Here is a 13,368-nt window from a genome sequence, read left to right as displayed (position 1 = left end):
CAATCCTGACAGGCGGTCCGGGCGGGCGCCTCCCTCCAGAGCGGGACCCTCGCAGCGGTTTTCTGGCAGCCTGGATCGCATGCCTTCGGAAGAGAGCGCCGTGATCAACGATTACGACCTGCTGGCCGAGACCTACACCGCCATGTCGGACACCGAGATCCAGAACGCCTACTACGAGCGGCCCGCCGTGCTGGCGCTGGCCGGAGACGTGGCCGGACGGCGGATTCTCGACGCGGGCTGCGGCGCCGGACCGCTGACCGTCGCACTGCGCGAACGCGGCGCCGAGGTGTCCGGATTCGACCTGAGCAGCGGCATGCTCAAAATCGCCCGCCAGCGGCTAGGCCCGGACGTGGACCTGCGCGTCGCCGACGTCGCCGAGCCACTCCCCTACGCCGACAACGCTTTCGACGACGTCGTCGCCTCGCTCGTGCTGCACTACCTGAAGGATTGGGGCCCGACGCTAGCCGAATTCCACCGCGTCCTCCGGCCCGGCGGACGGCTGATCGTGGTGGTCGACCATCCGTACGCGATCCACCTGCTGCAACGCCAGGCCGGGCAGCAGACGGACTACTCGGCCACTTACGAATGGACCGAGGACTGGGAGGTCGACGGCCGGACGACGCCGATGAGCTTCTGGAACCGCCCGCTGCACGCGATGACCGACGCGTTCGCCGAGGCCGGGTTCCGGATCTCGACGATCAGCGAGCCGAAACCGGTGCCGGAGGCGGAAAAGCTGTTCCCGGAGGACTACCGGATGCTGTGCGTCAGCCCGAGTTTCTTGTTCTTCCTGCTGCAGGCGGAGTAGCGGGGTCGTGAGTGGCGATCCCGGTTAGAACCGGCATAGGCACTCACGAGGTCCCCAGCAGCGGGGCACCGAGCGTGTCTCTCACCGTCGTCCCCTTGCTGTCCGCGGCAACAGGTCTGTCCCGCGCGGGTATGCGTCGTGGCCGGGTCTCGTGAGTGGCGATCCCGGTTAGAACCGTGATCGCCACTCACGACGCCCTCAGTAGACGGTCTTCGTAACCCGCGTGCCCTCGATCCGGACCCCGTTGGCCCACAACTGCTGCACCTTCGCCGACTCCTGCGCGTCCGGCTTCGCGTTGGTGCACGACGTGCCCGGCCCGTGGCCGGACATCAGCTCCGTGCACGGTCCCTCGTAGTGGTCCGGCAGGCCGAGGTTGTGGCCGAGTTCGTGCGCGGCGATCCGAGTGGGGTCGTAGCCCTCGGCGACCTGGCTCGTGTCCAGGTAGACGTCGCCGTTGCCGTGCCCGTCGGTCTGCGTGTACGAGCCGCCGCTGTGCACCTCGTGGATGGTGATCGTCGCCTTGCCCTCGTCCTTCACCAGCCGCACGTCGCTGACCGCGGCGTTCCAGTTGGCCGCGCCCTGGTCGATCTGGGAGACGTAGTCGGGCGCGCCGGCCGAGCTGTAGTAGACGGTGGTCGCCGCGGCGGCGGACGCGGCGGGTGCGGTGGCCAGGCCGAAGCCGAGCGGCGCGGCGGCGACCGCGGTCAGTGCGGCGATCCGCCGGAACCCTCGTGCGTGCATCGTGTCCTCCGTAGCTCATCGGGAAAGCAAGCAACCCTTTGTCCGCTGGATGACGTTAGAAGTTCACCACCGGGAGGGACTACGTCCGAAAGTAGGGCGCTCCCCCGCGAGAGGGAGGCCCGTCCCGCCCCGGCTGGATCCGCGCGCGCCGCCGCGCTGGTGTGCTCGTCGGCATGCAAACGATCCTGCTCGGCCTGCTGGCCTACGTCGTGGTGCTGTGGCCGCTCGTCGCCGCGGCCCGCAAAGTGCTCGGGGTGCGCGTCGGTCTCGTCCGGGCGCTCGGCGCGGCGCTCGCCGGCTGGATCGTCGCGGGCACCGTCATCCGGATGTTCCCGGTCGCCGTGCTGAGCAACGCCGGGGTCGCGGTTGGCCTGCTGATCCCGCTGGCGGGCAGCGCGCTCGCGGTGACCCTGCTGGTCCTGTTCGTCGCCGAACTCGCGATTCCGTCCGGCGGACCCGGGTTGTTCGCCCGGCTGCGCTCGCTGCGGTCCCGCGCGGCCCGCGCCCGGCGCTACTCGCGGATCATGCGCATCGCGATCCGGCACGGCCTCGGCTCGTTCCTCACCGGACGCCGCACCGCGGACCCCGACGGCTCGGCGAAACTCGCGCGGTCGCTGCGACTGGCGCTGGAAGAGGCCGGGGTGACGTTCGTGAAACTCGGGCAACTGCTTTCGACCCGCGCAGATCTCCTTCCCCCGGTGTACATCCGCGAACTCAGCCGGCTGCACGACCAGGTGCCGCCCGCGCCCGAGGACGAGGTGCGCGCCTTGCTGCGCGAGGAAATCGACCTCGCCGCGTTCGCGCACATCGACGACGAACCCCTTGCCGCGGCGTCGATCGCGCAGGTTTACGGCGCCCGGCTGCGGTCCGGGGCCGAGGTCGTGGTGAAGGTGCAGCGGCCCGGAATCCGCGAACAGGTCGAACGCGACATCGACATCGTCCGCAGGCTCGCCGCCGTGCTGTACGAACGCGCGGGCTGGGCACGGTCGCTCGGCGTACGGGAACTGGCCGACGGATTCGCCGAATCCCTTGAGGACGAACTGGATTTCCGCACCGAAGCCGCGAACATCGACGCCATCGCCGCGCATCCGGCCCCCGGCGTCACGCTGCCGACTGTCCACAAAGCACTGTCCACGGAGCGCGTTCTGGTGATGCGGCGGCTCGACGGCAAACCGCTCGCCACCAGTTCCGGGCGCTCCCGCGAAGACCTGGCCCGCACCTTCCTGCGCGGCCTGCTCGACCAGGTGCTGCTGGGCGGGGTCTTCCACGCGGATCCGCACCCCGGCAACGTTTTGCTCCTCGAAGACGGCACGCTCGGCCTGCTGGACTTCGGCTCCGTCGGCCGCCTCGACACCGGCCTGCGCGCCGGTCTGCAGGCCCTGCTGCCCGCCATCGACCGCGGCGACCCCGCCGGCGTCCGCGACGGACTGCTGGAAATCGTGCACCGCCCGGACGACCTCGACGAGCAACGCCTGGAACGCGCACTCGGCGTCCTGCTCGCCCGCCACTTCGGACCGGGCCGGACGCCCGGGCTCGACCTGTTCACCGGCCTGTTCCGCGTCGTCGCCGACTTCCGCCTCGCCGTCCCGCCGCCGATCGCCGCGGTCTTCCGCGCGCTGGCCACCATGGAAGGCACCCTCGCGACGCTGGCCCCGGACTTCGACCTGGTCGCCGAGTCCCGCGCGTTCGCCACCGAACGCATCGGCCTGCGCCCGGAAACCCTGCGCCGCACCGTCACCGACGAATTCACCGCCCTGCTGCCGGTGCTGCGCCGCCTGCCCCGCCGCGTCGACCGGATCGGCGCGGCGCTCGAAGAAGGCAGGCTGTCGGTGAACATGCGGCTGTTCTCCGACGAACGCGACCGCGACCTGGTGACCGGCCTCGTGCACGAGGTACTGCTGGCACTGGTCGGCATCGCGACCGGGCTCATGGCCGTGCTGCTGCTGGCCAGTTCGAGCGGACCGCAGCTGGTGCCCGGGCTGACGCTGAACCAGGTATTCGGCTACAACCTGCTGATGATCAGCGCACTGGCGGGGCTGCGGCTGCTTTTCGTCGTTTTCCGGCGCTCCGGACGACGGTCCCGAGCAGACCGGCGAACCCGATGAGGAACAACCCCGCCCCGGCCCCCGCGGTGATCCGGCCGGTCACCGGCCCGGAATCCGGCTCGGTCGTCCCGGGCAATCCGGCGTCGGTGAACGCGGTGGTCGCCGGGAATTGCTTGACCCAGAACAGGTTCCCGGTGGCCGACACGACTCCGTACACCGCGGACAGCGACACCGCCCCGCCGCCGGGTTCGTTGACGCGCCACCGGGAATCGTCCGCGTCGTCCCGCCGGTCTCCCGCCACGAATACCGCACCCGGCGGCACTTTCGCGTAGAAGGTCGTCTGCTCGCCGACCGCGTAAGGCTCGGCGATCGACTTGCCGTTCACCTTGATCCGGCGCTCGATGTCGCAGCACTCGACCTCGTCGCCGCCGACCGCGATCACGCGCTGCAGAAACATCCCGCGCCGTCCGTCGCCGAACGCGCTCGCGTTGAACACGACGAGGTCGCCGCGATGGATCTCCTGCCCCTCGCGCAGCCCGAAGACGACCCGCTCGCCCGGAGCGACGGTGTGCGCCATCGCCCCGCCGGTCACGACCACCGACCGGTAGCTGAACACCTTGAGGAGCCCGGTCGCCGTCACCACGGCACCCGCGGCCATGAGCACGACGAAGATCGCGAGCAGCCAGGGAAACCGGCGCGGCCCGCGCACTGCCGGAGGCGGCGCGGCCGGGAAGTCTTCCGTCACTCAGCGATCATCGAAGCGGCCCGCGCGACCGTTACCGACCCGGAGCCGACCGCACCGGCCGCCGCCGTATAGGTCGTTATACATACCTCACTCGCGGAGGATCGAATTGAGCGGCCGCCCGGCGGGATACAGCGGGGAGACGCCGGGATTCACCGTGAACGCGACCGTCCCGGCCAGCGCCACCACCACGGTCAACCCGCCCAGCAGCGCGCCCTTGCGGGCCAGGTCGCCGCCGTAGCGCCGTGCGCCGCCGAGCAGCCCCAGCACTGTCGCCAGCACCCCGGCCAGCAGCGCCGCGAACCACAGCGCGCCGAGCACCAGGACGAACACCTCGGCCACGATCGGATACATCCCGGTCATCAGCAGCCGGGGCCGGACCAGCAGCCAGGCCAGCCAGGTCAGCACCGCGAGCGCGAAACTCACCGCGGCCACGGACACCGCGCCCACCGCCAGGCCGCGGCTGGGTCTCTCTTCAAGTCTTTCTTCAGGTCTTTCCGGAACGGATTCAGCGCCGTATTCGGTCATCGATCAGTCATAGCACCCGGCCCCGACAGAATCCGGCGTTCCGCCCGGCATGCGCCCGAACGCATCAGCCCCGGATACGCCGAAGGCCGCCCCCGGCGAACCGGAAGCGGCCTCCGCAAGCGATAACCCTCAGACCGTGAAACCGAGCGCCCGCAACTGCTCCCGGCCGTCGTCGGTGATCTTCTCCGGGCCCCACGGCGGCATCCAGACCCAGTTGATCCGGAAGTCGCTCACGAGCCCGCCGGACGTCAGCGCCGCCGACGTCTGGTCCTCGATCACGTCGGTGAGCGGGCAGGCCGCGGACGTGAGCGTCATGTCCAGCGTCGCGGTGTTGTCGGCTTCCACCCGGATGTCGTAGACCAGGCCGAGGTCCACGACGTTGATGCCGAGTTCCGGGTCGACGACGTCGCGCATCGCTTCCTCGACGTCCTCGATCTTGGCGATGTCGGCGGGGACGGCGGCGGCCTGCTCGGGCAGGTCCGCGGCGGTGCGCCCCTCGCGCGGGTCGGTGACCGTCTCTTCGCTCATGCCTTCTCAGCTCCTGTGGTGGTACTGGACACGGCGTCCTTGAACGCCATCCAGCCGAGCAGGGCGCACTTCACGCGCGCCGGGTACTTCGCGACGCCGGCGAACGCGACGCCGTCCTCCAGTACGTCCTCGTCCGGTTCGACTTTGCCCTTGCCCTGCATCAGTTCCACGAAGGCGTCCATGGTCGCGAACGCCTCGTCGACCGTGTGCCCGACGACCAGGTCGGTGAGCACCGACGCGGACGCCTGGCTGATCGAGCAGCCCTGCCCGTCGTAGGACACGTCCTCGACTTTGCCGTCGCTGACCTTCACCCGCAAGGTGATCTCGTCGCCGCAGGTCGGGTTGACCTGGAACGACTCCGCGTCGAACGGATCGCGCAGGCCGCGCCCGTGCGGGTTCTTGTAGTGGTCCAGGATGATCTCCTGGTACATGCTCTCCAGGTTCACTGCGCGGCCCCGTCCTGGGCCACCCCGAAGAACTTCTGCGCCTCGCGGATCCCGGCGACCAGCGCGTCCACTTCGGACAGCGTGTTGTACAGGTAGAAGCTCGCCCGCACGGTCGCGGGCACCGAACAGGCCCGGTGCAGCGGCCACGCGCAGTGGTGGCCCACCCGCACCGCGATGCCGAGGCTGTCGAGCACCTGGCCGGCGTCGTGCGGGTGCACGCCGTCGATCACGAACGCGACGGTCGCGCCCCGGTCTTCGAGATCGGTCGGCCCCACGATGCGCACGCCCGGGATCGCGCCGATGCCGGCGATCGCGGCGGCGGCCAGCTCGTGCTCGTGCGCCGCGACGCGGTCCATCCCGACGGCGGACAGGTAGTCCACCGCCGCGCCGAGACCGATCGCCTGCGACGTCATCGGCACCCCGGCCTCGAACCGCTGCGGCGGCGCGGCGAACGTGGTGCGCTCCATGGTGACCAGCTCGATCATCGAGCCGCCGGTGAGGAACGGCGGCATCGCTTCGAGCAGTTCGGTCCGGCCGTACAGCACGCCGATGCCGGACGGGGCCAGCATCTTGTGCCCGGAGAACACCGCGAAGTCGACGCCCAGCGCGTGGAAGTCCACCGGGAAGTGCGGCACGGACTGGCAGGCGTCGAGGACGGTCAGCGCGCCGACCTCCTTCGCCTTGGCCACCAGCTTGTCCACCGGGTTGACCGTGCCGAGCACGTTGGACTGGTGCGCGAACGCGACCACCTTGGTGCGCGGCGTGATCACACTGTCCATATCGGACAGATCGAGCCTGCCCTCGGCGGTGACCTTGAACCACTTCAGCGTCGCCCCGGTGCGCTGGCACAGCTGCTGCCACGGCACCAGGTTCGCGTGGTGCTCCATCTCGGTGATGACGATCTCGTCGCCCTCGCCGATCCGGAAGCGTTCAGCCTCCGGACCGGCGGTGGCGGCGTTGCTCATCGCGTACGCCACGAGGTTGATGCCCTCGGTGGCGTTCTTGGTGAACACCAGCTCCTCCGGGTCCGCGCCGACGAATTCCGCGGTCTTGGCGCGCGCGGATTCGTAGGCGTCGGTGGCCTCTTCGGACAGCTGGTGGGCACCGCGGTGCACGGCCGAGTTCGACGTGAACACGTACCGCCGTTCCGCGTCGAGCACCTGCACCGGCCGTTGCGAGGTCGCTCCGGAGTCCAGGTACACCAAGGGTTTCCCGTCGCGCACGGTGCGCGTCAGGATCGGGAAGTCGGCACGCAGTGCCGCCACGTCAAGGGGAACAGAGTTGGTCGGGCTGTTCGAAGCCGTGGTGGTCATCGAGCCAACTCCTCTCTCGCGGTGTCGTCGGGAACGGGGCGCGGCAGCGTCAGGCCTTGGCGGGCTCGGCGGAGCCGACGTACTTGACGTAGCCGTTCTCCTCCAGCTCGTCGGCCAGCTCGCGGCCGCCGGACTCGACGATCCTGCCGTCGGCGAAGACGTGCACGAAGTCCGGCGTGATGTGCCGCAGGATGCGGGTGTAGTGCGTGATCAGCATGACGCCGACCTCGTTGCCCGCCTTGTACTCGTTCACGCCGTCGGACACGACGCGCAGCGCGTCGACGTCCAGGCCCGAGTCGGTCTCGTCGAGGATGGCGAACTTCGGCTTGAGCAGCGCCAGCTGCAGGATCTCGTGGCGCTTCTTCTCGCCGCCGGAGAAGCCCTCGTTCACCGAGCGCTCGGCGAACTCCTGCGAGATGCCGAGCTTGCCCATCTCGTCCTTGACCTCCTTGACCCAGTGGCGCAGCTTGGGAGCCTCGCCCCGGACCGCGGTGGCCGCGGTGCGCAGGAAGTTGGACATCGAGACGCCGGGCACCTCGACCGGGTACTGCATGGCGAGGAAGAGGCCGGCGCGGGCGCGCTCGTCGACGCTCATCTCGAGCACGTTCTCGCCGTCCAGCAGCACCTCGCCGGAGGTCACCGTGTACTTCGGGTGGCCGGCGATCGCGTAGGACAGGGTGGACTTGCCGGAGCCGTTCGGGCCCATGATCGCGTGCGTCTCGCCGGACCGGATGGTCAGGTTGACGCCCTTGAGGATCTCCTTGGCGCCTTCGTCGGTGGTCACCGACGCGTGCAGGTCCTTGATTTCCAGGGTAGCCATTCTGCTTTTCCTAAAGAGTCTGAAAGGGACGGACGACGGTCAGGCGCCCACGGCTTCTAGCTCGGCCTCGATCGCGGCTTCGAGGCGCTCGCGCACCTCCGGCACGCCGATCCGGGCCAGGATCTCGTGGAAGAACCCGCGCACGACCAGCCGTCGTGCGGCCTCTTCGCCGATCCCGCGCGACTGGAGGTAGAACAACTGCTCGTCGTCAAACCTTCCCGTCGCGCTCGCGTGGCCCGCGCCCTCGATCTCGCCGGTCTCGATCTCGAGGTTCGGCACCGAGTCGGCGCGCGCGCCGGGGGTGAGCACGAGGTTGCGGTTCAGCTCGTAGGTGTCGGTGGCCTCGGCGGCCGCCCGGATCAGCACGTCGCCGATCCACACCGTGTGCGCGTCGTCGCCCTGCAGGGCGCCCTTGTACATCACGTTGGACTTGCAGTTCGCCACCGCGTGGTCCACGAACAGCCGGTGTTCCTGGTGCTGGCCGGCGTCGGCGAAGTACAGGCCGAGCATCTCGACGTCGCCGCCCTTGTCCGCGAAAGTCGCGGTCGGCGAGACGCGCACCAGGTCGCCGCCGAGGGTGACCACGGTGTGCTTGAGCGTCGCGTCGCGGCCCAGCCGCAGGTGCTGCTCGGACACGTGCACCGCGTCGTCGGCCCAGTCCTGGACGCTGACCACGGTGATCTTGGCCGAGTCGCCGATGACGAACTCGACGTTGTCCGCGTAGGTGCCGGAGCCGACGTGGTCGAGCACGATCACCGCGTTGGCGAACGCCTCGGCGCGCACCTGCAGGTGGCCGTAGGCGACCTTGCCCTCGCCCGGGCCGTGGATGCGCAGCAGCGACGGCTTCGACGCCTCGGTCTCCTTCGGCACCGTGACGATCGTGGCCTTGGCGAACGACGAGTACGCCTGCGCCGCGATGCGGTCGCTCGGCACGCCCGCTTCGCCGAGGCGCGCGTCGTCGCGGCCGACGGTCTCGATCTTCAGCTCGGGCGCGGCCTCGGTCTCCAGCGTGATCTCGCCGGAGGCGACGGCGGAACCGTCGTGCAGGCCGCGCAGGCGCTTCATCGGAGTGAAGCGCCAGTTCTCCTCACGGCCGCCGGGGACCTCGAAGGCCGCGACGTCGTAGGAGGTGAACCGCTCCGCGCGGGAGGCCGCCGGAATGACGGCCCCCTCGCGAAGCGCTTCGGAAACGTTGTTCTCTGCCACGGACATTTAGCCGACGGACCCTTCCATCTGCAGCTCGATCAGGCGGTTCAGCTCGAGCGCGTACTCCATCGGCAGCTCGCGCGCGATGGGCTCGACGAACCCGCGCACGATCATCGCCATGGCCTCGGCCTCGTCGAGGCCGCGCGACATCAGGTAGAACAGCTGCTCTTCGCTGACCTTGGACACCGTGGCCTCGTGGCCCATGGACACCTCGTCGTTGCGGATGTCCACGTACGGGTACGTGTCCGACCGCGAGATCGTGTCCACCAGCAGGGCGTCGCAGACCACGCTGGAGCGCGAGTGGTGCGCCCGCTTGGCGACCTTGACCAGGCCGCGGTAGGACGTGCGGCCGCCGCCGCGCGCGACCGACTTCGACACGATGGTCGAGGACGTGTGCGGCGCGAGGTGCTCCATCTTCGCCCCGGCGTCCTGGTGCTGGCCCTCGCCCGCGAACGCGACCGAGAGGACCTCGCCCTTGGCGTGCTCGCCCATGAGGAAGACCGACGGGTACTTCATGGTCACCTTGGAGCCGATGTTGCCGTCGACCCACTCCATGGTCGCGCCCTCTTCGCACTTGGCGCGCTTGGTGACCAGGTTGTAGACGTTGTTCGACCAGTTCTGGATCGTCGTGTAGCGGCAGCGGGCGCCCTTCTTCACGATGATCTCGACGACCGCGGAGTGCAGCGAGTCCGACTGGTAGATCGGCGCGGTGCAGCCCTCGACGTAGTGGACGTAGGCGTCCTCGTCGACGATGATCAGCGTCCGCTCGAACTGGCCCATGTTCTCGGTGTTGATCCGGAAGTAGGCCTGCAGCGGGATGTCGACGTGCACGCCCTTCGGCACGTAGATGAACGAGCCGCCGGACCACACCGCCGTGTTCAGCGCGGAGAACTTGTTGTCGCCCGCCGGGATCACCGAGCCGAAGTACTCCTGGAAGATCTCCGGGTGCTCCTTGAGCGCGGTGTCGGTGTCCAGGAACAGGACGCCCTGCTCCTCCAGGTCCTCGCGGATCTGGTGGTAGACGACCTCGGACTCGTACTGCGCGGCGACGCCGGCCACGAGGCGCTGCTTCTCCGCCTCGGGGATGCCCAGCTTGTCGTAGGTGTTCTTGATGTCCTCGGGCAGGTCTTCCCAGCTGGCCGCCTGCTTCTCGGTGGACCGCACGAAGTACTTGATGTTGTCGAAGTCGATCCCCGAGAGGTCGGCGCCCCAGTTCGGCATCGGCTTGAGGTCGAACAGCTTGAGCGCCTTCAATCGGGCGTCGCGCATCCACTCGGGCTCGGACTTCTTCGCGGAGATGTCGCGGACGACATCCTCGTTCAGGCCGCGGCGGGCGCTGGCGCCAGCCTCGTCGGAGTCCGCCCAGCCGAAGGCGTAGTTGCCAAGGGACGCGATGGTCTCTTCCTGGCTCAACGGCTCGGTGGTGGGAGTGCGCTGCTCGGCAGCGGCAGTCATGCGGGTTTCCCTCCATTCGGGATCCGTGGTGCGTGCCCTTCCGGCGGCGGGGCCGCTTCTCCGGGCTTCGTCGTGCGGTCCGGCTCGGGATGGGCCGGGATACCCGCCGGTCCGGCGGGTACGTGTGTGGTGCACGCGTTGTCTCCGCGCGCGATCGTCGCCAGCCGCTGGACGTGGGTGCCCAGCAGCTTCGCGAACGCTTCCGTCTCGGCCTCGCACAGCTGCGGGAATTCCGCGGCGACGTGCGCGACCGGGCAGTGGTGCTGGCACAGCTGCGCGCCCGCGTGGGCGACCGGGGTTTCCGCGCCGATCTGGCGGGTCGAGGCAGCGTAGCCCTCCCTGCTCAGCGCGGTCGCGAGGGCCTCGGCGCGCTCGACCGGATCAGCCGATCCGGTGATCGCCTGCCGGTGCGGCCCGACGAGCCCCTCGACCCGGCGCTCGGCGAACGCGCGCACCGCGTCCGGGCCGGCGTGCTCGGCGAGGAAGCGGATCGCCGACACCGCGAGGTCGTCGTAGGCGTGCCCGAACCGGGCCCGGCCCGCCTCGGTGAGCAGGAACAGCTTGGCCGGGCGGCCGCGCCCGCGCGGTCCCTTGCGCGGGGCGTCGCGGGTCTCGGCCTCGCCGTCGGCCTGCAGCGCGTCGAGGTGGCGGCGGATCGCCGTGGGGCTGATGCCGAGCTGCTCGGCGACCACGGCCGCGGTCATCGGGCCCTGCTCCAGCAGCAGCCGGGCGACCTCGTGCCGGGTCCGGCCCTCGGCCACGTTCACCGCGCTGACCTGCACGGGAACGCCGACGGCCGCGGTGCGCGGCTGGTCGCCGCGCCCCTCGCCGGTGGTCCCGTTCTTTTTCACAACACAAGTGTGTCTTATTTCCGGCCAGCGGGCAAAGGCGGGGTGTCGCCCAGTGACCCGACTCACGCGGAACCGGAGCGGAACCGCTCGGCCGCTCGCCGCGCCGGACCCGCCGCCGACCTGCCGGACCGGAGCCCGCCGCGGCTTTCCGGCCGGACTCGCCACGCCGCCGGAACCGGAGTCGATACGCTTCCGGGCGTGGCAGTCGGCGAGCACCCGGATCAGCGGGCACCGGAACCGGACATCTCCGGCGGCTCGAGCGACACCGCGACCGCCGTCCCGCCGTCCCCGGTCGGCCCGCGCCGCACCGATCCGCTGAACGCCGCCGAGACCCGCGGCCTCGACGTGGTCCGCCGCTTCGGCACGGTCGGCTCGCTGTTCCTCGCGCTCGGCTCGCTCGGGGCGGGCGCCGCGCCGGTGATCAACCCGGTGCAGGACCTGCCGGTGCTGCGGCTGTTCGTCCGCATCCCGACGGTATCGCTCGCGATCGCCTTCTCCGGCATGGGCATCCTGGTGCTGAGCTGGCTCATGCTCGCCCGGTTCGCCCGCCCGGCCAGCGCCCGGCTGGCCACCAGCGGCCAGCTCGCCCGCACCGTCGCGATGTGGGTCGCGCCGCTGCTGCTGATCCCGCCGCTGTTCTCCCGCGACGTCTACAGCTACCTCGCCCAGAGCGAGATCGTGCACCGCGGCATGGACCCGTATCAGCTGGGCCCGGCGCAGGCGCTCGGCGTGGCGGACCCGCTCACCGCGGGCGTCACCAACATCTGGCGCGAGACGCCCGCCCCGTACGGCCCGCTGCTGCTGCGGCTCGGCGGCTGGCTGGCCCCGGTCGGTGGCAACAACATCGTCGCCGGCGTGCTGCTGCAGCGCGGTCTGGCGATGGTCGGGGTGCTGCTGATCGTGTGGGCGGTGCCGCGGCTGGCCCGGCGGTTCGGCGTGCAGCCGGCCACCGCGCTGTGGCTCGGCGCGGCGAACCCGTTGCTGATCTTCCACTTCGTCGCGGGCGCGCACAACGATTCGCTGGCCATCGGGCTCATGGTGGCCGGGCTGGAGATCGGCATCCGGCGGCTGCCGGTGCGGGTGAAGGGCGACAGTCCGCCGCCGCTGGCGAAGGGCGAGTTGCTCTTCATCGCGCTCGGCGTCGTCATCATCACCGTCGGGGCCACCGTGAAGATCCCGGCGGTGCTGGCGTTGCCGTTCCTGTCGGTGATGGTGGCGCGGCGATGGCACGGGCGGCTGAAGGACCTGGTGTGGGCGGGCGCGCCGATGGCGCTGCTGTTCGGCGTCGTGCTCACCGCGATCTGCGTCGGCACCGGGCTGGGCTTCGGCTGGATCGGCGCGACGGCGAGCACGCCGGGTCTGGTGCGCTCGTTCATCTCCCCCACCGCGGAGGTGGCGAACCTCGGCGGCGTCCTCGGCATCGCGCTCGGGCTCGGCAACCACACCGACGCGCTGGTGCCGATCCTCGGCACGCTCGGCAACGTGATCACCGCGGCCGTCACGATCAAATTCCTGTGGGCCAGCTTCAAATGGCGGTACCGGCCGATCATCGGGCTCGGCGTCTCGCTGGGCGCGGCGATGATCCTGCAGATCAACCTGCAGCCGTGGTACCTGCTGTGGGCGGTGATCCCGCTCGCCGCCGCGGCCGGGACGTCGCGGTTCCGGGTGGTCGCCACCGTGATCAGCGCCGGGCTGCCCTTCCTGCTGCCGCCCACCGGCGGCACCTTCGACGGCCGTTCGTACGTCCTGCCGTGGGCCTACGGCGCGGCCGCGCTGGTGACCCTCGGCGGGCTCGCGATCGTGTACCGGCTTTCGCCGCTGCTGTTGTCCAGGACACCTCCGGCGTCCCCAGCACCGCGCGCGCCCGCCGACGTCGTATCGTGATTCG

General features: G+C 70.2%; 13 protein-coding genes. 3 read left to right on the top strand and 10 right to left on the bottom strand.

All coding sequences use genetic code 11. The features are described 5' to 3' along the window. The first annotated feature begins 79 nt into the window (after positions 1–79). Complete coding sequence (locus RPX00_RS27620) at positions 80–805, top strand: class I SAM-dependent methyltransferase (protein ID WP_406629676.1); 726 nt, start codon at positions 80–82, stop codon at positions 803–805. A 198-nt stretch (positions 806–1,003) separates the two neighbouring features. On the opposite strand, the gene RPX00_RS27615 is transcribed toward RPX00_RS27620, so the two are convergent. After that, the gene (locus RPX00_RS27615; protein ID WP_406629674.1) at positions 1,004–1,546 is read right to left on the bottom strand and encodes a snapalysin family zinc-dependent metalloprotease; all 543 of its coding nucleotides are present in this window, start codon (positions 1,544–1,546) and stop codon (positions 1,004–1,006) included. 173 nt (positions 1,547–1,719) lie between these two features. On the opposite strand from RPX00_RS27615, the gene RPX00_RS27610 reads away from it, so the two are divergent. Further along, on the top strand, positions 1,720–3,651 hold the full coding sequence (locus RPX00_RS27610; RefSeq protein WP_406629672.1) for an ABC1 kinase family protein: 1,932 nt from the start codon (positions 1,720–1,722) through the stop codon (positions 3,649–3,651). Here RPX00_RS27610 and lepB read toward each other — a convergent pair. From lepB to RPX00_RS27565, 9 genes are all read right to left on the bottom strand, one after another. Further along, complete coding sequence (gene lepB / locus RPX00_RS27605) at positions 3,566–4,336, bottom strand: signal peptidase I (RefSeq protein ID WP_406629670.1); 771 nt, start codon at positions 4,334–4,336, stop codon at positions 3,566–3,568. The two genes, RPX00_RS27610 and lepB, sit on opposite strands and share 86 nt — an antisense overlap. A gap of 87 nt (positions 4,337–4,423) precedes the next feature. Next, positions 4,424–4,774, bottom strand: coding sequence for a hypothetical protein (locus tag RPX00_RS27600; RefSeq protein WP_406629669.1), 351 nt, complete (start codon positions 4,772–4,774; stop codon positions 4,424–4,426). Between the two features lie 216 nt (positions 4,775–4,990). Further along, a complete protein-coding gene (locus RPX00_RS27595) occupies positions 4,991–5,389 on the bottom strand; it encodes a metal-sulfur cluster assembly factor (RefSeq protein ID WP_406629668.1) in 399 nt (132 codons plus the stop codon). Beyond that, entirely contained in the window at positions 5,386–5,835 is a 450-nt protein-coding gene (gene sufU, locus RPX00_RS27590; RefSeq protein WP_009075916.1) for a Fe-S cluster assembly sulfur transfer protein SufU, read from the bottom strand. Before sufU ends, RPX00_RS27595 begins: the two co-directional genes overlap by 4 nt. Further along, entirely contained in the window at positions 5,832–7,148 is a 1,317-nt protein-coding gene (locus RPX00_RS27585; protein ID WP_406629666.1) for a cysteine desulfurase, read from the bottom strand. Before RPX00_RS27585 ends, sufU begins: the two co-directional genes overlap by 4 nt. 49 nt (positions 7,149–7,197) lie before the next feature. Then, positions 7,198–7,968, bottom strand: coding sequence for a Fe-S cluster assembly ATPase SufC (sufC, locus tag RPX00_RS27580; protein ID WP_406629664.1), 771 nt, complete (start codon positions 7,966–7,968; stop codon positions 7,198–7,200). A gap of 39 nt (positions 7,969–8,007) precedes the next feature. Further along, entirely contained in the window at positions 8,008–9,180 is a 1,173-nt protein-coding gene (gene sufD, locus RPX00_RS27575) for a Fe-S cluster assembly protein SufD (RefSeq protein WP_406629662.1), read from the bottom strand. After that, the gene (gene sufB / locus RPX00_RS27570; RefSeq protein ID WP_406629660.1) at positions 9,181–10,629 is read right to left on the bottom strand and encodes a Fe-S cluster assembly protein SufB; all 1,449 of its coding nucleotides are present in this window, start codon (positions 10,627–10,629) and stop codon (positions 9,181–9,183) included. Then, complete coding sequence (locus tag RPX00_RS27565) at positions 10,626–11,480, bottom strand: helix-turn-helix transcriptional regulator (protein WP_406629658.1); 855 nt, start codon at positions 11,478–11,480, stop codon at positions 10,626–10,628. Before RPX00_RS27565 ends, sufB begins: the two co-directional genes overlap by 4 nt. Before the next feature lie 243 nt (positions 11,481–11,723). On the opposite strand from RPX00_RS27565, the gene mptB reads away from it, so the two are divergent. Continuing rightward, positions 11,724–13,364 carry a polyprenol phosphomannose-dependent alpha 1,6 mannosyltransferase MptB gene (mptB, locus tag RPX00_RS27560; protein WP_406643117.1) on the top strand — a complete coding sequence of 547 codons (1,641 nt, stop codon included), beginning with the start codon at positions 11,724–11,726 and terminating at the stop codon, positions 13,362–13,364. Positions 13,365–13,368 lie beyond the last annotated feature (4 nt).

The organism is Amycolatopsis sp. WGS_07, from assembly GCF_045278895.1.
Lineage (GTDB): Bacteria > Actinomycetota > Actinomycetes > Mycobacteriales > Pseudonocardiaceae > Amycolatopsis.
Note: the sequence above shows the minus strand (reverse complement) of the source record. Positions and strands in the feature narration are given on the sequence as shown.